This is a genomic window from uncultured Granulicatella sp. (assembly GCF_963521425.1).
Lineage (GTDB): Bacteria > Bacillota > Bacilli > Lactobacillales > Aerococcaceae > Granulicatella.
Genome location: NZ_CAUQUN010000007.1, coordinates 1 through 24,576, shown reverse-complemented (window position 1 = coordinate 24,576; position 24,576 = coordinate 1). Strand labels below are relative to the sequence as shown.

15 protein-coding genes and 1 other annotated feature are annotated in these 24,576 nt (G+C 34.4%); of the genes, 14 read left to right on the top strand and 1 reads right to left on the bottom strand.

Features of this window, described 5'->3' with window-relative positions; genetic code table 11:
- The first annotated feature begins 45 nt into the window (after window positions 1-45).
- The 9 genes from srtB (at window position 46) to RWO76_RS03000 (ending at window position 13,432) form a co-directional block, all read left to right on the top strand.
- Window positions 46-885, top strand: a complete 840-nt coding sequence (gene srtB, locus RWO76_RS03040; RefSeq protein ID WP_314354210.1) for a class B sortase — start codon at window positions 46-48, stop codon at window positions 883-885.
- A gap of 1,342 nt (window positions 886-2,227) precedes the next feature.
- A complete protein-coding gene (locus RWO76_RS03035) occupies window positions 2,228-7,999 on the top strand; it encodes a Rib/alpha-like domain-containing protein (RefSeq protein ID WP_314354209.1) in 5,772 nt (1,923 codons plus the stop codon).
- Window positions 8,000-8,226: 227 nt separating this feature from the next.
- A complete protein-coding gene (locus RWO76_RS03030) occupies window positions 8,227-8,460 on the top strand; it encodes a DUF1146 domain-containing protein (RefSeq protein ID WP_314354208.1) in 234 nt (77 codons plus the stop codon).
- Between the two features lie 17 nt (window positions 8,461-8,477).
- Entirely contained in the window at window positions 8,478-9,791 is a 1,314-nt protein-coding gene (murA, locus tag RWO76_RS03025; RefSeq protein WP_314354206.1) for a UDP-N-acetylglucosamine 1-carboxyvinyltransferase, read from the top strand.
- A gap of 123 nt (window positions 9,792-9,914) precedes the next feature.
- Window positions 9,915-9,990: a sequence feature (ribosomal protein L21 leader region), on the top strand.
- Between the two features lie 15 nt (window positions 9,991-10,005).
- On the top strand, window positions 10,006-10,314 hold the full coding sequence (rplU, locus tag RWO76_RS03020; RefSeq protein ID WP_020991443.1) for a 50S ribosomal protein L21: 309 nt from the start codon (window positions 10,006-10,008) through the stop codon (window positions 10,312-10,314).
- Between the two features lie 8 nt (window positions 10,315-10,322).
- On the top strand, window positions 10,323-10,655 hold the full coding sequence (locus RWO76_RS03015; protein ID WP_314354204.1) for a ribosomal-processing cysteine protease Prp: 333 nt from the start codon (window positions 10,323-10,325) through the stop codon (window positions 10,653-10,655).
- 22 nt (window positions 10,656-10,677) lie between these two features.
- Window positions 10,678-10,968 carry a 50S ribosomal protein L27 gene (gene rpmA / locus RWO76_RS03010; RefSeq protein ID WP_006703860.1) on the top strand — a complete coding sequence of 97 codons (291 nt, stop codon included), beginning with the start codon at window positions 10,678-10,680 and terminating at the stop codon, window positions 10,966-10,968.
- 64 nt (window positions 10,969-11,032) lie between these two features.
- Entirely contained in the window at window positions 11,033-12,040 is a 1,008-nt protein-coding gene (locus RWO76_RS03005; RefSeq protein WP_314354202.1) for a class I SAM-dependent methyltransferase, read from the top strand.
- Between the two features lie 201 nt (window positions 12,041-12,241).
- The gene (locus tag RWO76_RS03000; RefSeq protein ID WP_314354201.1) at window positions 12,242-13,432 is read left to right on the top strand and encodes an acetate kinase; all 1,191 of its coding nucleotides are present in this window, start codon (window positions 12,242-12,244) and stop codon (window positions 13,430-13,432) included.
- Between the two features lie 228 nt (window positions 13,433-13,660).
- On the opposite strand, the gene RWO76_RS02995 is transcribed toward RWO76_RS03000, so the two are convergent.
- On the bottom strand, window positions 13,661-14,347 hold the full coding sequence (locus tag RWO76_RS02995; protein WP_314354199.1) for a hypothetical protein: 687 nt from the start codon (window positions 14,345-14,347) through the stop codon (window positions 13,661-13,663).
- 234 nt (window positions 14,348-14,581) lie between these two features.
- On the opposite strand from RWO76_RS02995, the gene RWO76_RS02990 reads away from it, so the two are divergent.
- The 5 genes from RWO76_RS02990 to RWO76_RS02970 form a co-directional block, all read left to right on the top strand.
- The gene (locus tag RWO76_RS02990; protein ID WP_314354197.1) at window positions 14,582-15,139 is read left to right on the top strand and encodes a hypothetical protein; all 558 of its coding nucleotides are present in this window, start codon (window positions 14,582-14,584) and stop codon (window positions 15,137-15,139) included.
- Complete coding sequence (locus RWO76_RS02985; RefSeq protein ID WP_314354196.1) at window positions 15,120-15,851, top strand: N-acetylmuramoyl-L-alanine amidase; 732 nt, start codon at window positions 15,120-15,122, stop codon at window positions 15,849-15,851. The genes RWO76_RS02990 and RWO76_RS02985 overlap by 20 nt, the downstream gene beginning before the upstream one ends.
- A gap of 83 nt (window positions 15,852-15,934) precedes the next feature.
- Window positions 15,935-16,144 (top strand): hypothetical protein, encoded by a 210-nt coding sequence (locus tag RWO76_RS02980; RefSeq protein ID WP_314354194.1) that lies wholly within the window; start codon window positions 15,935-15,937, stop codon window positions 16,142-16,144.
- Between the two features lie 21 nt (window positions 16,145-16,165).
- Window positions 16,166-16,399, top strand: a complete 234-nt coding sequence (locus RWO76_RS02975) for a DUF2922 domain-containing protein (RefSeq protein ID WP_314354193.1) — start codon at window positions 16,166-16,168, stop codon at window positions 16,397-16,399.
- Between the two features lie 276 nt (window positions 16,400-16,675).
- Window positions 16,676-24,576: mucin-binding protein (locus tag RWO76_RS02970; protein WP_314354192.1), on the top strand; the 7,901-nt coding region annotated here is incomplete at its 3' end.

Below are 24,576 nucleotides of genomic sequence, written 5' to 3'. Positions count from 1 at the left end.
AGTTTGACGATAACTATCTATCCTTTTTGGTTTAGAGGTTAATTTGTGAAGAAGATTATAAAGATAATTATCATCAGTTTCGTTTCATTTTTTATGAATGCTTCACTTGTGTTAGCGGATGAATTAGAAAACTACAATCCGATTGACCATCATGAGGAAAAAGGATTTTATCAGTTACAACAAAACCACCCTGATGTAAAAGGATGGATTAGTATTGATGGGACACATATTGATTATCCGATATTGCAAAGTGAAGACAATATAAAGTATTTGGATCATAATGCATTTGGAGATTATGTAGTGACAGGATCTATCTTTTTAGACTATCGTTTTAAAGCTGATTTTACAAATTTTAATACTATCATTTATGGGCATCATGTTCCGACAGGAGATATGTTTGGAGATATAAAAAAATTTACAGATAAAGACTTTTTCGAAAATCATCGCTATGGAACAATTTTCTATAACGGTGAAGAAAAAGAGTTGGAAATCTTCGGTATTCTAGAAGTAAATGCGTATGATATGACTATTTATCGCCCTTTATCAGATAATGTAGAAGAGAATCAGGCGTATTATCAATATTTATTGACTAAAGCAACCAATAAAAGAGATGTATCTGTAACTTCAGAAGATAAAATCTGTTTATTAAGTACCTGTTTTGTGGATGTAACAAATGGAAGACATATTTTATTAGCTAAAATAAATCCTGTTTTTAAGAAAACACAGAAAAACGATAATCATATTCCAATGATACACCATCAGCAAAGTTTCGTTTTTAAATGGATTTTTTATGTAGTACTACTATTGTTAGCAGTCATTATTATTTTATTAGTAATACTGATTTTCTTATTAAGAGATAGAAAAAAAGATAATCATTTAAATTAATATTATTTTCTTGAAAAGAATAAATAGAAAGCTTCCACAAAACCAAAGATAAGTGGTAGTCTAATGGTCAATTTGATATTTAACTTGAACGTAAGGGTTAAGTGGGTGATAGACACCAAAGTAAACTGACTAGAGAACGTCTCAAATTATTGGGGCTAATAGTCAAATAGGGTTGATGAAACAATTTTAGTGAAGGAATTAAGCAGCGCCGTTTGTTTAATTCCTTTTTTGGTTCGTGGAGTATATAGTTTAAACATTAAGGTTGTTCGACAAAAGAAAATTAAAATTGTATTAATAAATGTAATTCTAACAAACGTATAGTATTCGTAGTTTTAAAATATAAAACTTTATATAATTAATTTTCAGTTAATGAAAACCCTTTATTATCTAATTTTTTCACTCAAGGGGAAAATCTATTGATTTTAGTTTGAAATTTGATAATATATACCCTATACCATACAGGTAAGATTGATATGCACTTTATGAAAAGTAATGTTTCACACAAATTTCATAACTTAAGTAATATATTTTTAATGATATATATAGTCCGAAATGAAATTTTATTCAAAGTTCATAAACCAATCTACCAAATAGAAAAAAGAGTAGCTGCATGGGAAATATATCTTACCCATTACCCGTAATTAATACCTCAAAAATATTTAACTCATGCAGCTGCAACATTTTTCTAAGATGACTACTTCAAAAAGGAGGAAGAATCTAGTAAGTAAAAGTTGAATAAAAATCATACATAGCAAATCTTATTGGTGAAAGATTACCAAGGGATTTTATTTTTTTGTTTTTTTTTAGGTATTTGTGAGCAGCCTATAAAACAAATAGATACTAATTCTGAATATTGTAATAAAAAACTATGTAACAAATATCCTAAAAAGAGCTTTATAGTTAAATAAAGAAACAGTATAAAATTCTACTAAAATTTTTAAAAAGGTAGGGAATACTTGTTTTATAATTAAAATTCAGGATAAAATTTTTAAAAATTATAGAAAAATATATGTTAAGCAAAATAAATTAAGAATAAATCCGTATACGTTTTAATGATAAAAAGAAAGACTATAATGTAATATAGTTGTAAAAAATATTCGTTTCACAATGAAATAAAATGGAATATCCGTGAAAAAATCCGATTTGAACTATGGAAATTTTATTACGAAAATTACTGATGTAATAATGTTTTTAAGACTTTTTTGAAATAAATGTAATTTATGGAAATTGTATTAAAATTCTTTGACAATTCACATATTGTGATATAGAATATTTTTAAATAGAAGACTATAAAGAATTCTATAAAAAAAACAGATTTCTTTTAAATAAAAGGAGGAAAACTATGAAGGATAAACGTAATCTTCGTGCGATTCAAGCACAACGCTTTTTACGATATAGTATTCGTAAGTTCAGTGTAGGGGTAGCAAGTGTTGCCATTGCATCTGGATTAGCAGTATTAAGTGGGGTAAATGTACAAGCTGCTGAAGAAGCAACTACAAAAGCTCCAACTACAGAAGCAGTAGAAACTGCTAATAAAGATAACAAGCAAGTAGTTGAGAAAGTTGACAAATCAAGCTTAAATTCAGCTATTGCTCGTTTAGAAGCAGCTTTAGAAAAAGCAGCATCAACTGAAAAAACAGTTTCAGCAATTGAGTCTGCAAAAGCAGAATTAGCAAATGCAAAAGCTGTAGCTGCAAATGAAGCTGCAACAAAAGAAGAAGTAGCAAAAGCTACATCAGCAGTAAACGGAAAAGCTTTCGTTGTTGAAAGTATGCCAAAAGCAACTGCAGAAAAGAAAGAAGAAAAAGAAAACAAAAACCAAGATCCACGTAATGGTCAAGCGATTCCTGGTCAAGGTGAAAGTGGATTTAGAACAGTAGATACAACTGCAGCTAACTCGGCCGAAGAAGCAGCTAAATACAAAGGTGTAAGAGATAGCGCTTTAACTGAGTTGCAAGCAAATATTGATAAAATTCAAGCTGAAATAGCAAAACAAGAAGCGCTACCTGCGAATAAAAAAGATCAATTTAAAATTGATGTTTTAAAAGGTATTAAACAAAAAGCAGAAAATGTTATTACAACTGCAAATGCAGCGGATGCAACATCAGCTCAAGCAATGAGCCAACAAGCAGAAGCTGTTAAATCTGAACGTGACTTATTAGCATTTTACTTAGCAGGAAAAACTGAATTAGGTGCTCCTGTTAGTGAAAACCATGCTGCTTATGGTAACAACCCTAAAAACGGTGTATTCGAAAGCTTAAAAGAAGGTTTCGGAGACAAAGTAACATTCACTGATGCAGATAAAAAATCAGAAACAATTGCTAAACAATATGAAAGTGGACGTGACATTACTAATAAAGTAAATAATGTTCCAAATGCAAAAGATCCAATCGGTAGTGCAACATATAACTGGCAAGAAAAAGCTATTACAAAAGCTGATGCAGAAGCTGGTATGTTAAATGGTTGGAAAATTGAAAAAGGTGAAAAAGTTAATGCGGTTAAACCACTTGATGTAACAAATGTTACAGATAAAGATGGACAACCAAGTACACGTGAAGTTCCAAAATCAAAAATCTATTCAAACGATGGAGAATTGAAAAAATACCAAACATCAGGTGAAAAAAGTTATGTCAATGGTAGTGGTGCTGTTCCTTCAGTAACGCCAACAATTGATGTAATGAGAAAAAATGCGTTTGGTGAAGTTAAAAACCGTGATTACTATCTTGAATTAGGAAGCAAAGGAACAACTCTTTCTAAAGAATTTGATGTGAACGGAAATTCTCGTCTAAACGTTAACTTAATTCACAGTGCAGCGTATGGTGGTAGTACATCTACTTCTTCTGGTGAAAGAGTTAAATTAACAATTGTAGATGCGTTCACTGGTAAAGAAATTAAACCAGTTGAAGGTAAAAATGGACCATTAGCAACAGAACAAGCCGCTTTAGCAGCTAATGGATGGAACCACTTAGACCGTATTTATGATATTCCTGCAGAAACTACAAAAATTAAAGTGTTGATTGAAGCAGGAAGTCAAGGAACAAATTCTTTAATTAATGATAACAACATTAATATTAAGGATGGTTACTTAATCGGTGGTATTGGTATTGCAACTGCACCAGCTGCTGAAGTAATAACAAACGTTCGTTCAGATGGTAAAACTGGTGAATATGGTTATACAAAAGATACAATCTATGAAAAAGGTCAAAAAGGTAACTTTGACATTACAATTAAAAATACTGGTGGAATGAATATTGACTACTATGCTGCATCAAATGTTGAAGTAACAGTAGAAGTTCCTAAAGGTGTAGTATTAGAAGATAAAATCTACAATGCAAATGGTGGATCAAACTGGTTAGGAAATGTTTGGGCAAATACTATCAAATGGGTTCCAAATGATCCAAGTGATAACTCAAAAGGTGGAAAATTAACTTATAACGTACCAGCAGGAAACCGTATGGCTGCTGCAGAGACAAACTCTCGTACAACAAGTATTCCATTTACAGCTGCAGATAACTTCGTAGGACCAGCTGACTTTAAAGTAACAGTTAAGAGTGGTTTTGGAGACACAGATGCAGAAGGAAACAGATTATATTCTTATACTGCAAATGGATTAAAACCACCTTATGAAAATGAATTTAACCGTAATGGTTTAGCAGATTCAGATAATCCTGATCACAAATATGGTAAAGTAATCTTTATTAATAGTTTACAAACTAACTCAGTAATTACTGTACCAATTAACACAACTGATGAACAATTAAAAGCAATTGCTTATGCGAAAGCTCAAGAAGCGATTAAAACTCCAGAGTTTACTAAATTATTAAACGATGTTACTGGTACAGCTGCATTAGGTGACACTAATGGTTCAACTTTTGTTAATAAAGATAATATCGCAATTACGAAAGTTGCTGAAGATGGTCGTGGGGTTGTTAAAGTACCTGTAACTTATACAGTAGATGGTAAAACATTTGAAACAACAGTTGATATTGAAGTAAACGTTGTTGAATCTAAGACAAAACCAGTAGTAGTATTTGAAGGTGATGAAATTACACCAGCAAACGTTAAAGAAAAAGTTGAACCAGTTACAATTGATGGCAAAAAAGGTACAGCTAATGAACCAAAATCAAGTGATATCTTTAAAACGAACGGAAAAGCTGGAGAGTCAGGATTAAAGATTCCAACAACAGTTACTCACAATGTAGATGGAACTGAAGTTACAGAAGATGTAACAGTACCAGTTACTGTTCTTCCTAGAACAGAAGGTGAAGTTGACGTACCTAAAGGAACTACTCCGGATAAAGTTAAAGAAACTCTGAAAGCTAAAGCAGAAGAGTTAATTAAAACTCCTGACTTCCCTTCAAAAGTACCAGAAGGATATAAAGTTACTGTAGGAGAAGTTCCTGAACTTCCTGCTGATATTGCTAATAAAAAAGGTGAACCAGTAGTTGTAAAAGTTCCAGTAACATTTACATCTCCGGAAGGCGACACTTATACTTCAGAAATTCCAGTAACCGTAAACGTTAAAGCTTCAGAAGTGAAACCTGTATACGTAGTGGAAGGAAATCAACCAAAACCAGCAGATGTTAATGAAGCAATTACACCTGCTGAAGGTGGAAGTCTAACTCCTGTAACGGAAGCTGATATCAATAAAGACGTTCCTGCAGATAAAGTTAAAGTAGGAGCAACTGATTTATCAGTTAAAGCAACTGTTAAACATCCAACTGGTGATGAAACTGTAGAAGTTCCAGTTAAAGTTGTTAAAGGATATCCTCAATTAGTAGCAGTAAGTGAAGATAAAAAACAACCTTCTCCAGAAGATAATATTGATACTTCAGATTATCCAGAAGATGCAACATATGAATATAAAGAAGAAGTTGATACAACTACACCTGGAGATAAGAAAGTAACAGTAGTTGTTAAACAAGGGGATAAAGTACTAGTAGAAGTACCAGCAACAGTACGTGTAGTGGACAGCACTCCACAATTTGTTGTTGCAGATCCAACTAAACCACAACCAGATGTTAAACAAAGTATTACTCCAGAAGAATATCCAGATGGAACTACATTTGAATATAAAGAACCAGTAGACACAACAACATCAGGTGAAAAAGATGTAGTCGTTGTAGCTAAATTAAATGGTAAAACAATTGTAGAAGTACCAGCTAAAGTAATGGTAGTAGATCCTAAGACACAATATGTATTTGAAGATCCAACTAAACCACAACCATCAGCTGAAGCAAGTATCGACCCAGAACAATATCCAGATGGAACTACATTTGAGTATAAAGAATCAGTTGATACAACAACACCTGGAGATAAGAAAGTAACAGTAGTTGCTAAAGATGGAGAAGATAAACTAGTAGAAGTACCTGCAGTCGTTAAAGTATTACCATTAGTGAAACCAGAAGGATTAACAGTTCTTAAAGGAAGCAAAAACTTAGAAGATGCAGTCAAAGCAAAAGCTGAAGAAGTAATCGCAGCATTACCAAAAGATAAAGTTCCTGAAGGTGTAACAGTAAAAGTTAAAGAAGTGAAAGCAGGAACTATACCAACAACAGCTGAAGTAACTGAAACAGGAAAACCAAAACCAGCAACAGTAGTTGTTGAATATACAGATGACAAAGGAAATGTTATTGGAACGAAAGAAGTAGAAGTACCAGTAACAGTAGTAGGTTCAACACCAAAACCAGTCGTAGTATTTGAAGGTGAAAAACCAACTAATGCTAAAGATTCAGTAACACCAGGACAAGGTGGAACAGTTGGAGAACCAACAAAATTACCAGAAACAGCTGGAAAAGCTGGATCTACAGATGTAACAGTTGATGTACCAGTAACTTACGACAACGGAAAAGTAACTGAAACAGTTAAAGTACCAGTAACAGTATTACCAAAACCAACAGCAGGTTCAGTAATTGTACCAAAAGATCTTTCAGAAAAAGAATTGAAAGATAAAGTTGGTAAAGATGCAGAAAATGCAATTAACAACGAAGAATTCAAGAAGAAACTTCCTGAAGGAGCAACTGTTAAAGTTGATTTAACAAATGTTACATTACCAAAAACTTCAACACCAGGAAAAGCTGGAGAAGTAGAAATTCCAGTTATTTACACAGTAGATGGTAAAGAATATAAAACTACTGTTAAAATTCCTGTAACAGTGGTAGAAGGTAAAGAACAACTTGTACCAAAAGGCGATACTCCAAATCCAAAAGATAACATTACACCATCTGATTACCCAGAAGGAGCTACATTCGAATACGATACACCAGTAGATACTTCTAAACCAGGTAAAAAAGAAGCTGTTGTCATCGTTAAGGATAAAGATGGTAAAGAAATTGTACGAGTTCCTGTAGTAGTTAATGTGGTAGAACCAAAAACAACACCAATTATCGTTCCGGAAAGAACTAAATTAACTAAAAAAGATGTAGAAAAACACATCGAAATCCCAGGAGTAACTGGATGGGAAATCGTAGGGGAACCAGAACTTCCTGAAACATTCCCTGCAGGTGTAAGACCATCAGCAACAGTTACAGTTAAATTACCAAATGGTAAAACAATGAAAGTACAAGTACCAGTTATTGCTACTCCGACTGTAACACCAATCGTTGTACCTCAAGGAACACCGATTACTAAAGAGGATGTTAAGAAACACATTGATATTCCTAAAGAATCAGGATGGGAAATTATTGAAGTTGGTGAGATCCCAACAACTGAAACACCTGGAGATAAAACAGCTGTTAAAGTGAAGGTGAAATTACCAACAGGTGAAGTAATTGAACTAGAAGTACCTGTAAAAGTGACACCAAAAGAGGCGCCAGCTGTTAAAGTGGTTACTCATTTTGTAGATGAAAATGGTAAAGATATTACTTCTCCTGAAGAAGGATTGAAAGATCCTAGAGCGCTTGAAGGCTATGTCTTTGATAAAACAACGACAGATAAGAATGGTGTAGTATTCCACCACTATAAGAAAGTGACTGCATCAGCTCCAGTAGCAAAACAAGAATTACCAAATACAGGTATGAGTGAATCTAATGTCTTTACACCAGCAGTGTTAGCAATCTTAGGTGGATTAGGGTTAGCAGCACCAGTAGTAGCTAAGAAAAAAGACGAAGAATAATCATTTAAAGTAATAACTTCATAATGATGAGAGAAGACTGAAACGTAAAAGTTTCAGTCTTTTTTTGCTCCTTAAGATTTTGAAAAGATAAGAAATTTTAAAATGAAAAAAGAAAATAGTTTTCAAAAAATAATGAAAGTAACAGGTGAAAATCTTTTATTTTCAAGCGAAATATGATAGAATAATGAAGCAATATCCCTATCGAAATAAGAGGTAAGGAGACCTACATGACAACATTTACACAAGTTTTTAGATTAATTATGACATTAGCGCTAATAGTTATAGCATACTGGTCATTACAGTGTATAAATTTAGAAAAAATCATATTAAAAAATCGAATTGAACAAGCAAGATTATTTATCATGTTAGTCGCACTTTTTTTAGGAGTAGGAGCTTCAAACGCAATTTTTTCGATATCCGATTTAATTAATTCTATCGTTCAATTCATTATGAGTAAGTAACCTTGGAGGTTTGTAGAATGGAAAAGATGATTGTACAAGGTGGTACACGTCTAAATGGAACAGTAAAAGTAGAGGGAGCAAAAAATGCTGTGCTTCCAATTTTAGCAGCAAGTATTTTAGCAGAGTATGGAGTAACACATTTAACAAATGTTCCTAATTTATCAGATGTTCATACAATGTTAAATGTATTAAATAGTTTAAATGTTACAAGTACATTTGATGAAAATGAAAAATCTATTACTTTGAATGCTACAAAAGATATTCAAACAACTGCGGCGTTTGAATATGTAAGTAAAATGCGTGCATCCATTGTTGTAATGGGACCATTATTAGCAAGATTTGGACATGCACGTGTTGCGATGCCTGGTGGATGTGCGATTGGAACTCGTCCAATTGATTTACATTTAAAAGGTTTTGAAGCAATGGGTGCAAAAATCACTCAAGAAGATGGCTATGTAGAAGCACATGCGGATCAATTAGTTGGTGCTAGAATTTATATGGATTTCCCATCAGTCGGAGCAACACAAAACTTAATGATGGCAGCTACTCTTGCTAAAGGAACAACTTTATTAGAAAATGTAGCAAGAGAGCCTGAAATTGTGGATTTAGCGAATATTTTAAATAAAATGGGTGCAAAAATTATCGGTGCGGGTACTGAAAACATTCGTATCGAAGGCGTAGACCACTTAGAAGGAACGATTCACTCAATTATTCCCGATAGAATTGAAGCAGGAACATTTATGGTTGCTGCAGCAGTTACAGCTGGCGATGTTTTTGTTGAAGATGCGATTGCAGAACATAATCAACCATTAATTTCTAAATTATCTGAAATGGGTGTTCAATTTATTGAAAAAGAAAATGGAATTCGTGTGATTGGACCGAAAACATTAAAGCCAACAGATGTGAAGACATTACCACATCCAGGATTCCCAACAGATATGCAAGCTCAAATGACGGTTGTTCAATTACTAGCTTCAGGTGTAAGCACAATGACAGAAACAGTATTTGAAAATCGTTTCAATCATTTGGAAGAATTACGTCGAATGAATGCACAATTCATGATTGAAGGTAGAACTGCAGTGATGAATCAAGAGTCACAATTACAAGGGGCTCAAGTAAAAGCAACTGATTTACGTGCAGCGGCAGCTTTAATTATTGCGGGTATGGTAGCAAAAGGTTATACACGTGTGACTGAATTAAAATATTTAGATCGTGGTTATTATCAATTCCACCATAAACTACGTGCATTAGGAGCAAATATCGAACGTGTTCATGAAGATGATGCAACACCGTTCACAAAAGTAGAATTAGAAAAGATGTTAAATCGTTAAGAAAAAATTAGTCGGATGGTTCATGATAGAATTGTTCGGCTAATTTTCATTTTAATTGCCCGAGCTTTTGCTTGACTTAAATAGAAATCTCTGGTAAACTGTTCATGTTGTAATTGTGAAGCACCACAGCTACAACCGCTCGGATTAGAGTACAAAAGACCGGAATCGGCACTTTAAACTGGCGAGTCTTAGTCTAAAATATAGGAGGTGCAATATGTACGCAATCGTAAAAACTGGTGGTAAACAAGTTAAAGTTGAAGTTGGTCAAGCAATCTACGTTGAAAAATTAAACGCAGAAGCTGGCGACAAAGTAACTTTTGAAGAAGTAGTATTTGTAGGTGGAGAAAACGTTAAAGTTGGTGCTCCATTCGTAGCAGGTGCAACTGTTGAAGGAACTGTTGAAAAACAAGGCCGTCAAAAGAAAGTTGTAACTTTCAAATACAAACGTCGTAAAGACTCACACCGTAAACAAGGTCACCGTCAACCTTATACAAAAGTTGTGATTAACGCAATCAACGCTTAATTTTGACGATGATACGAGTAACGTTTCATAAAAAGGACCACGAGTTAGTTTCTTTTGAAATGACAGGACATGCTGATTTTAGTGAGCATGGAATAGATATTGTATGTGCAGGCGTTTCTGCATTAGCGATTACGACTGTCAATAGTATCGAGAAGCTAGCAGGCTATCAACCGATTATTGACGTTGATGAAGTCGAGGGTGGTTATTTATATTTAGAAGTTGTACGAGATGTAACGGATGTTCAAGCTCAAACAACACAAATTTTATTAAATAGTCTATTACTAGGGTTAGAAGGAATTCAAGAGGAATATCCTAATTATCTAACCGTTCAAGTTGATTAACCTATCAAGGAGGTGCACTCTCATGTTAAAAGTGAATTTACAATTATTCGCCCACAAAAAAGGGGGCGGTTCTACATCAAACGGACGTGACTCTCAATCAAAACGTTTAGGTGCTAAACGTGCTGATGGACAATTTGTTACAGGTGGTTCAATTTTATTCCGCCAACGTGGAACTAAAATCCATCCAGGTCACAATGTAGGAATCGGTGGAGATGACACATTATTCGCTAAAGTTGATGGCGTAGTACGTTTCGAACGTAAAGGCCGTGACAAAAAACAAGTATCTGTTTACCCAGTAGCAGCTGCTGAATAATATGGAATTTGCGGAGGCAGGACTTTGTCCTGTCTCTTATTTTTTATCTGAAAGGAGGAGTTTGATGGAACAGGAAAATAAAGAAATTCGTAGTTTTGAAAAATTATGGGAGGCTGTTCAAGTACTCCAAAAAGAAATTGATTATTCTTATGTAGAGGCATTAGGAGAAACATTGCAAAATATTGCTTCAGGAAATCAAGCTCAGCAAGTAGAAGGACAACCGGATGCAGCAACGATTGAAGCATTAAATAAAGCTTATCAAGAACTAGCGCTAGAAAGCTTTACAAAAGAACAAATTCGTCGCATGATTCAATATACTTTCTTGAAAGCAGCAAAGGAAGATGGTTTACAAACGAATCACCAAATGACACCTGATTCAATTGGTTTATTAGTAGCTTTTATGGTGGAGCGATTAACAGAAAATAAAGAAACACTAGCACTTGCCGATTTTGCTTGTGGAAGTGGGAATTTACTAAGCACTGTTCAACTCTTTCTACAAGAAAGTGGCAAAACAATTCAAACAACAGCAATCGATAATGATGAAGTATTAGTGCATTTAGCGCTGCAAGCTTTTGCTTTGGAAAGTTTAGATGTACGAGTGATGTTACAAGATGGATTAAGTGATTTATTAGTCGATCCAATCGATATTGCGTTATCCGACTTACCAGTGGGCTATTATCCAGTCGATGAACGTGCTAAAGAGTTCAAGACTCATGCAAAAGAGGGACATTCTTTTGCACATCATTTATTGATTGAGCAACATTTGAATTATTTAAAACCAGGTGGTTTTGGATTGATGATTGTGCCAACGAATTTATTTGAAACAGAAGAAAGTGTGCTACTATTAGAACATTTACAAAAAGATTCCTTTGTTCAAGCTATGCTAGCTTTCCCTAAAACATTATTCAAAAATCAACAATATAGTAAGTCTTTACTTATTTTCCAGAAAAAAGGAAAAGGTGCAAAACAAGCACGTCAAGTATTGTTAGGCGACATACCTGATATGAAAAATATCGATAAGTTTAGAAAATTTACACAAACATTTGAAAAATGGGCGAAAGAACTTTCGTAGAAAGTGTAAGATTGAAATGGTTAAGAGAGACTTATTTTCTAGAAAAAGAAAGCAGAACCAAGGATTTATTATTTCAATCTGTACTTAGTTATGCTAAAATGAATGAGGTGCGAGAAATACTGGAACATGAAACTTTTTTAAAGAAAGATTGTACAGTGTTTTTCACAAAAGAAGAACATTATCACACAAAGGAGACAGACCATGTCAAAATCAATCGCGATTAATGCCGGAAGTTCAAGTTTGAAATTCCAATTATTTAACATGCCTCAAGAAGAAGTTGTGGCAAAAGGATTAGTAGAACGTATTGGATTAGATAATTCAATCTTCTCAATCAGCTACGGAGATGATCAAAAATATGAAGTGGTAGAAGATATTCCAAATCACGAAGTAGCCGTAGAAAAATTATTAGAGCAATTAGTAGCATTAAACATTATTGCTTCATTCGATGAAATTACTGGTGTTGGACACCGTGTAGTTGCTGGGGGAGAAATCTTCAAAGATTCTGCTTTAGTAGATGATACAGTAATCCAACAAGTAGAAGATTTAGCAGAATTTGCTCCATTACACAATAAAGCAGAAGCTATCGGAATGCGTGCATTCAAACATATCTTACCAGACATTACAAGTGTTGCTGTATTCGATACTTCATTCCACACAACAATGCCTAAAAAAGCATACTTATACAGTATTCCATTAGAATACTACAAACAATTCAAAGCACGTAAATACGGAGCACACGGAACTAGCCACCGTTATGTTTCACACCGTGCAGCTGAATTATTAGGTAAACCAATTGAAGAATTAAAAATCATTACATGTCACTTAGGAAACGGTGCTTCAATTACAGCTGTTGATGGTGGTAAATCAGTAGATACATCTATGGGATTCACTCCATTAGCAGGGGTTACAATGGGTACTCGTTCTGGAGACATCGATGCTTCATTAGTAGCATTCTTAATGAACAAATTAAACATTACAGATATCAATGAAATGGTTGACATTTTAAATAAAAAATCTGGTTTATTAGGATTATCAGGTTTATCAAGCGATATGCGTGATATTGACAATGCTTCAGCAACGAATGAAGATGCTAAAGTAGCAATGGAAATCTTTGTGGATCGTGTTCAAAAATACATTGGTCAATACATTGCTGTAATGAATGGTGTAGATGCGATTGTATTTACAGCAGGTATCGGTGAAAATTCAATTAAAATCCGTGACTTAATTATTAGCGGAATTACATGGTTCGGATGTGATATTGACAAAGAACGTAACAACACTCGTTCAGAAGCAATCATTTCATCAGACAATGCGAAAGTAACAGTATTAAACATTCCAACAAATGAAGAAGTAGAAATCGCAAGAGACATCGAACGCTTACGTAAAAGTTAAGATGTGAGAAAAAGCGCTTTGAATCGGACCGTTGGAGGGGAAGGCTGAGAGGAGAGAAACTCCGACAGACTTCACCGAAACGCACGCCGATTCAGCTTTTTCGAACTCAATTACGATAAGATGTGAGAGCAAAGCTCGAACTCAGTTCCAATAAGATGTGAGAAAAAGTAAAAAAGATGCTTAACAATATGTTAAGCATCTTTTTTTGCTTGAAAATATTAAATATTCTTAACACGTTTCAAAATGTTTGATAACTTCTTCCCAAGTTTTCTGATCTAACTCATCTGGAGATATTTTATCGATATATTCTAGAATAATTGGAATGAAAAAATGGCAAAATTTTGTAATAGATAGTTGTTCTTTTGTGGAAGATGGATGAATTGGATAATTTTTACAAAGCTGAAGTTTCAAATTTTTGGTAGAAACAATAAGAGAGTCAAAGGTTTGTGTAGTCATCATAGAAGTCGAATATTTATAAGGCAAAACTATTTCCAGAGGTTGATCGAAGTACAAATGAAGAGTGTTACCAATTTTTTGTTTATCAATGCAATGATGATAACCACACCAGTGGTGATGAACAGAGAAAGTATAAATAGGAAAATAAAGAAAATCATCGAAACAATATGGAATTTTTTTACGAATAGGAGAAATTTTTTTCGTTATTTCCTTTGCAAGTGTATAAGAAATAGGGGTATTTTCTTGTAATAAGTTGAATAGTTGAGAGGTCGTTTGACGAGTGATATACCACTGCCCAGAACGGGTGACAACGATGCTATTACAGTCAGTTCGAGAATCATCGCTGACATCATAAAGTAAAACGATATCTCTTGTCATTTCAGGAACTTGGTGTTGAATACAAGTTTCGAAAATTTTAGCATCAAAACTACGGTTGAAATCAATGACAACATTAGACATTATAATTACCTCCCAATACCTTTTTTCTTTTATTTTATATCAAAATCGGCAAAAAATAAATTAAAAAGTGAAATAAATCACAAAAAATAAGAAAAATCTTCTATTTATAAGGAAAAATAATGAAATTTGATACTTTAATATCGAAAAGACTATTTACGAATTTTGTTAAATAGAGGAATTTATCGTACAGTTTAATCAACAAGATCTTGTATAAAAGATAAAGGAGAGAGGAGTATGGATTATTGGGATATGCCAGCAAAGTGGAGTGAAGAATATATTCAAATGTTTGAACCAGTCTTACATTCTGTATTAAGAGGATACCATGTTTCAACTACAAATTCAGAATATCAAGACTTACTACAATTAGGAAGAATTTTAATATTAGAAACATTTCAAAAAATAGGGGGGAATCCTTTAGGAGAGCAACGTTATATTTATGCATCTTATATTAAACGAGGTTTTACTTGGATCTGTTTGCGAGAATTTTCAAAAGAAAATCAACAAAAAATGAGAGAGTGTAGTGAGGAAAATTTGGAATTTATGCTAGGAAGTAACAGTGATATGCAAGAGGGATTGGAAACGAGTGAAGATTTGAAAATATTGTATGAGCAACTTACACCAAGGCAAAAGAAAACACTGAAGTTATTTTTAACTCAATCAGATTCTATAAAGGAATTGTCTCAGTTAGAAGGACGCTGTAAGAGTAAATATTATCGAGATAGACAAGCAATTCAAAAGAAATATCGAGAATATATTATAGGGGGAGAGACGAATGGTAGAAAAAATCAATGAAACTTTAATGGAAAATAGTGGAAAATTAGTAGGGATTGAATTTGTAGTGATTCATAATGATGCAGGTTATATGACGCCGACTGAATATATTGAATGGTTGAGATATCGTGAAAAATCTTTAGGAATTGCTCATTATTATTGTAATCGTGATAGAATTGTTCGAGTCGTAGATACGTATAATATTGCCTATCATACTGGAGATTGGTGGAGTAATATTCGTTCGATTGGTTATGAAGTTTGTGAAAGTATGAAAGTCTCAGATGAAGAGTTTCTAGAAAATGAAGATATTACTCTGATGCAAGCAACAGAAGATTTAATTTATTATGGACTACCCATTACGACCGATACGGTAAGACTTCATCATGAATTTACTCCAACCTCTTGCCCGCATAGAAGCTTATCTTTACATGGAGGTACAACTGAAAGCGTTAAAGAATATTTTGTTATACGAATGAATGAGTTTGCAGAGTTAGGAAGTACTGTAGAAGAAATGTTAGCCGCTATTGAAAGGGAAAGAGCGGACGGATTAGATTCAGACAAGGAAAATTTCGAGTCAAACGATAATCAAATGATTGAAAAAACAAATGATGAAATAGCTGAAGAAGTGATTATAGGGCTATGGGGAAATGGTGAAGAAAGAAAACAACTCTTAAAAGAAGCAGGATATGACTATGATGCTATACAAGAAATTGTAAATGAAAAATTAAGTTGATGGGGTAAAAAACATTGAGAATTTTGTTTATATAGTGTAGGAAGTCATGACACTACAAAAAAATAAGTAGGAGGAAAAAGAAAATGGCAAAAGTATTTCAAAAATCAACGTTAGAAGTGTTTCATATGGATGAGAAGAGCGGTAAGGAAAAACGAGTTAAAAGTTTGCAAAATCTAGTGGAAACAGCTGATGAACAATCAGTGAAGGAAATTGGTGAAGCATTGAAAACTTTAATGAATGATACAGTAAGTTACGTAACAGTTGTAACTCATTATCGTCATACAATCGCATAATAGAAAAAGGAGTGAAAAAAGATGACTACAACAAAAGAATTAAAATTAGTCTTTAAAAATGCAGATGGAAAACATAAAAATCTAGTTATTTCAAAACCTGTTGAAAATTTAGATGAAACAACAGTTAAAGAAGCCATGCAAAAAATCGTGAATACGCATGCTTTTGAAAAATTAGGTAAGAAAGAATATGAAGGAATTGTATCTGCAGCGTATGTTGATCGCACCGTAACTCAAGTGTTTAAAGATGAGAAATAGTTAGATGAAGATAGTAAAAAAGTCGAAGATGAAAAAATCTTCGGCTTTTTTGTATGTATATTTTTGTTACATAAAATATTGTAGTCAGAAAAATTCTCAATTTATTATATATATTTCCTGTATCAAATAAAAGAAAAAAGTTATATTCCTTATACATAAACTACTTGGTAATTATAAAAATTTCTGTTAAAATGTGAAGATGCAGATAGTGTATTTGCAGTGTGTTCGGACAGTGTAAAAAATATAATTTTGATTTATTCAGAAAGGGAAAAAGTTATGAGAAATAAACGTAAAAAATCGTTTAATTGGTATGGATTAAGACAACGTTTCTCAATTCGTAAATATCATTTCGGTGCAGCAAGTGTTTTAATTGGTACAGCATTAGTATTTGCTGGTGGGCAAACTGCTCAAGCCAATGAACAAGTTTCAACAGAAACTTCTTCTGCATTAGTAAAGGATAAAACAGAAGGAAATGGAACTGTTGGTAAAACAGAATCCAATCAAAATACGATTGTAGAAAAACCTGTTTCAAAAGCAGCAGCAACAACTGCCGCTACAACTCCAACTGTGGAATCAACTTCAGTTAAACCTGAAGCAACGACAACAGAAAAATCTACTCCAGTAGTAGAAAAAACGGAATTAGTTGATTCAAAAACTACTGGAGAAGTGGTAGAAAAACCAGCTGAAACTCCAAAGGAAAAAGCAGAAGAAAAAGTTGAAGAGAAAGCTAAGGAAGAAACTAAAAAGGATTCTAAAGAAGACTCTGAGAAAAAAGAAGCTGCTAAAGAAGTAGAAAAAGCAAAAGAAGACTTAGAAAAAGCAGTCAATGAAGCAAAAGCTTTAAATGCTTCTGCAGTATCTTTCGCGGAAAAATCTGTTAAAGATGAAAAAGCAAAAAAGGCTTTAATTCAATCGGTTGAAAATGCTAAAAAAGCGATTGAAAAAGCAAATGAATTAGAAAAATCAAAAACAGTTACAGCTGAAGAATTAAACAAACAACGTTCAGCAGTCAATAATGCTTTAGAAGCTGTTTATACAGCAATGAAAGCAGCAGGACATGATGAAAAAGTTTCTGCAGTGTTAGCAGATGCAGCAACAAATAATAACAAATTAGTCGTTAAACCTGCGCAAGTTACGCCAGTAGCAAACTACAAACATGTTACGGAAGAAGAAATAGCGGAAATTATTCGTCAATTCCGTATTTCTAACCCTGATTTAACAGATGCTGACAAAATCCAAGTAAATGTTAATGGTAATTTAGTTGGTGAAACAACAGTTACTTTGGCAAATGGTCAGAAATATACATTCCCAACATCAGAAGTAATTAAAGGGTATACAGCTAATCGTAACACAGAACAATTGAAGAAATCTATTAACTGGTTTAACTTTGGTTCATCTAAAATTACATATACGGATGGAACTAAAGTAGGTGAAGTTAAATACTTATCTGCACCAGTTACTAAAGTGATTAGAGATCGCTATGGTGTAGAACAAACAGGGGTATTTACGTACTATCGTGAAGTAACATATGCTGATGGTCGTAAAGGGACAACTTTAGACGATGAATGGTTGAAAAATGGTCCGGCTCGTTATTCAAAACATTTTTATAGTAATGGTAATGCACAGAGTAAGGATGGACGTGTAGATAGCTCTAAGGGAGAATTTTTCGAGTCACTTCAAGAAGGAATGAGATTTACTGTTAAAACTTCAGTAGAAGGATACGAATTAACAGCAACCGTAACATCATTAGCACCTAAAAATGTTGCAACAAATCCATTTAAAGACTCAAATGGTAAACCTTATAATGTAATGAATCAAGATCAAACAGCTACAGGTAGAAGAGCTGGAGATCCAGTTGATGTTGTTTTAGCTTATCAAGATAAAACATACTCACACATGAAGCATGTGGGTCTATCAACAGATAATGAAGATGGAACTCCTCAAATGACAGCTTTTACAGCAGCGTATGACAGTGCAAATGTAGGGGTTAATTTCTCACTTTCAGCTACTTATAATAGTCGTCCTGTTGCAGTTAATGCAATCGCAGTAGATTCTGAGGAAGCTGGGGAAATTGAAGTGCTTCAATTTGAAACTGATGGAACAAATTGGGAACAATTTTTAGCATTAAATAAAAATCCTAAAGGTGGAAATGGTGTTGTACCAATTAATTCGGAATTATTAGGAAGAAATGGTAATTCATTTGAAAAACCTGGATATAAGAGAAATGAATGGTTAAGTACAGATAAAAACGGAAATGTTTCTATGTATGGAACAAAATTATTTGGGCCTGCATGGACTACTATTAATAGTGGAAATGATTTACCAGTAGGAATAAGTCAAAATGTTTCTAATATATCTATTTATATGAATACTCAAGGTTCTCAAGCGGGTACAGTTGGATTTGTAATTTATGATGGTGGAGATGCTCCAGCTACATATGGTTCAGCTCAGCACTTCATTGGAAACCTTGTAAGAACAAACTCTGATGGAAGTAGTACAGTAGCTACTCAACCATATTTAGGTTCACAAAAAGGTGACCCTGATTTCCGTTCTGTTGAAAAAGAACCATCTGGAGCATGGACGTTAGATGATTTAGTTAATACTGATAAATATGAAAAAGTTGAGCTTCAAAGTGGAAGAACAACTGTGACGAATGAAAAAGGTGAAACAGGTATTTACGAAATTCAAAGAAATGGAAATACCGTTATCCGCAAAGCAGATGGCTCAACAGTAGCTTTAAGACAAGATGATATCTTATCAGTCACTGATCCTAAGTCAAAATTACCAATTAAAGGAATCTTTAATAAAGCTGAAGGTGTCATTGGTGTAGGTGTATTAGCCGATGAAGGAGAAGGTCAATTATTAGATCCAGCTGTAGCAACGAATTATGCATTACGTCAAGGGGCTGCAAATGAATATGAATTAAAAGGAGTTCGTGCAAATCCAGGGACAAATAACGAGAAGGCATATATTCGAGGATGGGTTGACTTCAACAACAACGGTAAATTCGATTTATATGAAGCTTCTGAATTAGTAGAAGTAACAAAAGAAGGAACTTACACATTAAAATGGAAAAATACTCCTCAATTATTAGATACATCTGTTGATAATTTAGGTGTACGTTTACGTATTGCTTTAGATAAGGCAGATGTTGATTTACCAACTGGTGTTGCATCTTCAGGGGAAGTAGAAGACTTCCAGACACACGTAGTTCACCCACCTCGTGGAACAAGAAATGAAACAAAAGACTTCCAAGGTAGAGAACAAAAATTAGATATTCGAACTACTGAATTGTTTACTGCAACAGGTAAAACAGAATCTTCAAAATATACAGCATGGAACCAAATGGAACCAACAGTTGCTCCTAAGTTTGTATTAACTGAATCAGTTGTTGCAAGTGAAGAGCCAACAGCTAATACAAACGTGAACGTAGTAGATCCAGAAGGAACAACTGTTTATAAAGGTACAGAAGTAGTAGTAAAAGATAAACGAGGAAATACTTTAGGTACAGCAGTTAAAGTCGTAAACCCTACAACAGGTAAAACTGAATACTACTTATCTAAATATACAGAATATGATACTGCTGGAAATAAAGTTGGGGAATATACTTTAAATAAAGCTGGAGAAAACGGGCAAAATATTAAAGATGCTTCGGGAAATTATCGAACAACGGTTGACTTTAAACCTGAAGCAGGATATGTAGGAACTGCCCGTGGAGCAGTTATTCGTGGTTGGGACCAAAACCGTAATTCAACTGGTTGGGACTTAACGGATGCAACTCTTAAAGAAATTTTAGCATCCGATCGATTAGCTGATAAGGATAAATTAACAGCAAATGTGAATAATGGATATAATGGTAATCGTACAATGGATGCTGTATATATTCCAACAGTAATTGATGTGAAACCTGTTGGTGAAGATACAACTACTGAAAATATTCAAGGTGCTGTTCAAAAATCTAATCCAACAATTCCAGTTTATGGTACTGTAGAAACAGTAACAAATGACAAAGTTGAAGATGTTAGATATACATCTGATTATGTAATACTAGATAAAACTAAAAAACCAACATTTACAACTAAAAAAGAAATTCCTGGAAAATTTTATAGAGAAAATACTAAGGTGACAGAGCCAACAACAATAACCTTAGATGATGGAACGCAAGCTACTTTTGCTCCTAGAACGCTTCCAGCAGGAACTCCAGTATTTGAAAATGATAAAACATATACAATTACTGGTACAGGAAATGTAACACTTAAAAATGTAAACTACGGTGGTGGTATTGTTCCAGCAGGCGCTAAAGTAATGAGTAAGGAACCAACAACGGTTGAACCAACTACAGTTATTAGAGATGGTGCTCAGGTTGTTGTTCCAACTGGCCAAAAACTAAAAATTGGAGATGTTTTAGTAACGCCTTTAACTATTAGAGGAGAGGCTCAACGTTCATTCTGGGAAATTACTTATAAGAAAGGTGATAAAGTACCGGGTAACCGAGTAAAAAGAACCACTGATATTACACTTGCCAACGACACAACAATAGATCAATTAATCGGTGATTCTGAAACGGAGTTTACTGCAGCAAATGGTAAGACTTATTCTAAGAATTCAGTAGATACTATACCAGCAGGAACACGTGAAAAAACAACATACACTAACTTAGAAGATGAAACTCTTCCGAACGCAGTTCATATTGATCCAGTGACTGGAGTGGTAACAAGTGTTCCACGTCGTTACACTAAAGTGACGGATACAGAAATTGTGATTGAAAATGAAGGAACGTATACGCTAAATCAAGATACTGGTGAAATCACATTCACTCCACATCCAAGTTTTGTAGGAACAGGTACTGGTGTAACAAAACAACAACCTGATATCGACTATAACGATAAAGTGACGGGGGATTCGGTTACAAGTAGATATGGTACAGACTATGGTAAAGCCAAATATACTCCAATTGTTAAACCACAATCGAAAGCATCAATTACTCGTACAATTCATTATGTATACGAGAATGCTAATGATAACCCAACAAGTCAAGATTCTTATAAAGACAACGATCCAATTGTGGCAATCGATAATACACCAGTTACTCGTACACAAACGATTGATTATACTCGTGATTATCAAATCTTTAGTGAGGATGGCGTTACAGATAAAGAAATTATTACAACAAACCAAGTAACGGATGCAGCAGGAACAACTTATAAAGTTGGACAAACAATTCCAAAAGGAACTAAGTTTAACCAAGGTACAATTATCATTGGTAAATGGACAGCTTCAAGTGCGGATAATTCTAAATTTAAAGAAATTATCTCACCAACTGTTAAAGGATATACTGCAGAAGTAGTAACAGCAGACTTCACTCCTCGTGCAGATGGTAAGATGGGGCATATTCATAACAATAAACAACCTGTAGGAATCTATACTCCAGTAGCTGATAATACGAAAGACGTTGGAGCATATGAACCATTAGTATCAGAAGTAACTTCTGATGATACAGATAACTTCGATATGTATGTTGTTTACAAAGCTGATACTCAAAAAGCTAAAGTAACATACATTGACTTAGATGCTACAGGTGATGATCGTATTCTTGAAGTGCAAAATGCTAATGCAGCTCCTGCAACAGGTGCAGATGCTAAAACAACTTATGGTGTTACAACACTTCAAGGTAAATCTCATACGAAGATTCCTTACTTAACAGCTGAAACAATTAAGAAATATGAAGACCTTGGTTATGAATTAGTCACAGATGACTATACAAATAATACTCAAGGTACAGCTATTGAGGGCGGACGTAAGTTCGATGACGATAAAGAAGTAGACCAAGCATTCAATGTTTACCTACGTCACAAGAAAGTTACTCGTAAAATTAAAGATACCCAAGAAGTAACTCGTACAATCGAGTACAAATATGCAAGTACAGATGATGTACCAGCAGATAAACGTGGAACTACAGCGGCACCAACAGTGACTGAAACACTTCACTTTGAACGTGACCGTACAATCAACTATACATTAGCTGCAAAAGAATATCCAACAGAATACGCTGCTTACAAAGCGGTGTTAGATAAGAGTGGATATGATTCTCCAGAAGAATACAAAGCTCGTGTAGTTTACTACGACCACATTACAAACAAAGCAATCGCAGCAGATGCAACAGATGTTCAAAAATCAATTGTTACATTTGGACCATGGACTCCAGTAGGTGGAACATCTAACGATGCGATTACATTATCGGATGCAGAAAAAGCTAAAGACGATAAATTCAACCTTGTGAATTCTCCAGAAGTAGCTGGATATGTTCCAGATAACGCTACTGTAGAAGCAACTGCAGCAATCGATGCAGAAGCAGATGATTACAAGATTACAGTTCTTTACACTCCAGTGGCTCAAAAAGCTGTAGTTAAATTTGTAGAAGTAGACCCTACTAATACTGATAAAGTTATTACTCCAGGTCTTGCAGATCCAATCGCAGTAACAGGTAAATCTGAAGCAGCTTATCCAGCTACAACAGCAACGTCAGTAACTGATAAGATTGCTGAGCTAGTTAAGAAAGGTTACGAACTTGTTAATAACGGATTTGTTTCAACTGATAAATTCGATAAAGATGCTGCAGTTGATCAAGAATATGTTGTGAAATTCAAAGCTAAAGTAGTTGATATTCCATCATTTGATCCAACAAAACCATCAAGTGACGACAATCCAAAACCAACACCAGGTGTAACGCCAATCGATCCAAGTAATCCAGACGGACCAAAATGGACTGAAGCATTAATCAATGCTGTAAAAGTACAAGAAGAAGTAACACGTACTATTAAGTATGTATACGAAGATGGTACTCCAGTAGCAGAATCTGATTTAGCAAGTGTAGCTGACAAGAAAGTTAAAACACTTAAATTCACTCGTCCTGGTAAGATTAATGTAGCGACAGGAGAAATCACATACGGAGATTGGTCAGCTGATCAAACATTCGAAGCAGTAACTTCTCCAACACTTGAGAAATACACTGCGGCAGTTGCAGGTGTAACACCAGCAGTTGCAGATGTGCCAGCGGAAACTGTAGCGGCTACAGATAAGGACTTTGAAGAGACAGTAATCTACTCTACAAAACCAACAACTGTAGATCCTAACAAACCAACAGATCCAACAAATCCAAATGTTACTCCACAGCCTGATGATGTAGTAACGAACGATCCAAAAGGACGTACTTACAGAGAATTAGGATTAATCGAAGAAGTAACACACACAGTTCACTACAAACTTGAAGATGGTTCAGATGCAGGTATTGTAGATAATGTACAAACATTAACATTTACACGTACTGCAGAGGTAGATCCAGTAACAGGAGCAATCTCTAACTACGGTACATGGAAAGCTAAAGGTGGAGACACAACAATCGATGCTGTAACAACACCAAATAAAGATGGATATGTAGCTTCAGCGAAAACATCTACAGAACGTACAAATGTAGCAGCTACGGATAAAGATAGTGAAGAAACAATTATCTACCGTAAACTTGGTTCATATGTACCAGTAGTACCAGAAGGAATTACACCGCCAGCAGATGCTGACCTAAATCCAAAACCATATCCAAATGCAACTCCAGCTGATCCTACAAAACCAGGAACACCTACTGAAAAACCAGTAGTACCATATATCCCTGGAACAACACCGGTAGGACCAAATGGAAAACCATTAACACCGAAAGATCCAAACGATCCAACAAAAGGATATGAAGTACCAGACTTACCAACAGATCCAACAGAAAACACTACAATTACGTATGTCAAAGATGGATCACAAGTAGCTGTTACACACTTCATCGAAGTAAACAGTGAAACTGATAAGACTGAAAAAGGTGCAGTAGCAGAATCAGTAGTAGATACTGGTGATACAGGAAAATCATTCAATAAAGCTGCAGACGTAACATCAACAATTGAAGCACTTAAAGCTAAAGGATACACAGTTGTTGAAAATAATTATCCAACAGATGGTAAATTCGATGCGGATGCTAAGACTAACCAAGTATATAAAGTTTTAGTAACTGCTAAGCCAATTACTGTAAATCCAAACGATCCGACTCCAACTAAAGATCAACCAATCGATCCAAATAATCCAACAGGACCAAAATGGACTCCAGAGTTAATCAAAGAGTTAGAAGACGGACGTAAAGA

Excerpts from the sequence above, each read along its gene's own strand:
- RWO76_RS03000 (WP_314354201.1), top strand. The coding sequence starts at position 12,242 with ATGTCAAAATCAATCGCGATTAATGCCGGAAGTTCAAGTTTGAAATTC.
- RWO76_RS02985 (WP_314354196.1), top strand. The coding sequence starts at position 15,120 with ATGGTAGAAAAAATCAATGAAACTTTAATGGAAAATAGTGGAAAATTA.
- RWO76_RS03030 (WP_314354208.1), top strand. The coding sequence starts at position 8,227 with ATGACAACATTTACACAAGTTTTTAGATTAATTATGACATTAGCGCTA.
- rplU (WP_020991443.1), top strand. The coding sequence starts at position 10,006 with ATGTACGCAATCGTAAAAACTGGTGGTAAACAAGTTAAAGTTGAAGTT.
- murA (WP_314354206.1), top strand. The coding sequence starts at position 8,478 with ATGGAAAAGATGATTGTACAAGGTGGTACACGTCTAAATGGAACAGTA.
- RWO76_RS03035 (WP_314354209.1), top strand. The coding sequence starts at position 2,228 with ATGAAGGATAAACGTAATCTTCGTGCGATTCAAGCACAACGCTTTTTA.
- RWO76_RS02975 (WP_314354193.1), top strand. The coding sequence starts at position 16,166 with ATGACTACAACAAAAGAATTAAAATTAGTCTTTAAAAATGCAGATGGA.
- RWO76_RS02980 (WP_314354194.1), top strand. The coding sequence starts at position 15,935 with ATGGCAAAAGTATTTCAAAAATCAACGTTAGAAGTGTTTCATATGGAT.
- RWO76_RS02995 (WP_314354199.1), bottom strand. The coding sequence starts at position 14,347 with ATGTCTAATGTTGTCATTGATTTCAACCGTAGTTTTGATGCTAAAATT.
- RWO76_RS02990 (WP_314354197.1), top strand. The coding sequence starts at position 14,582 with ATGGATTATTGGGATATGCCAGCAAAGTGGAGTGAAGAATATATTCAA.
- RWO76_RS03005 (WP_314354202.1), top strand. The coding sequence starts at position 11,033 with ATGGAACAGGAAAATAAAGAAATTCGTAGTTTTGAAAAATTATGGGAG.
- rpmA (WP_006703860.1), top strand. The coding sequence starts at position 10,678 with ATGTTAAAAGTGAATTTACAATTATTCGCCCACAAAAAAGGGGGCGGT.
- RWO76_RS03015 (WP_314354204.1), top strand. The coding sequence starts at position 10,323 with ATGATACGAGTAACGTTTCATAAAAAGGACCACGAGTTAGTTTCTTTT.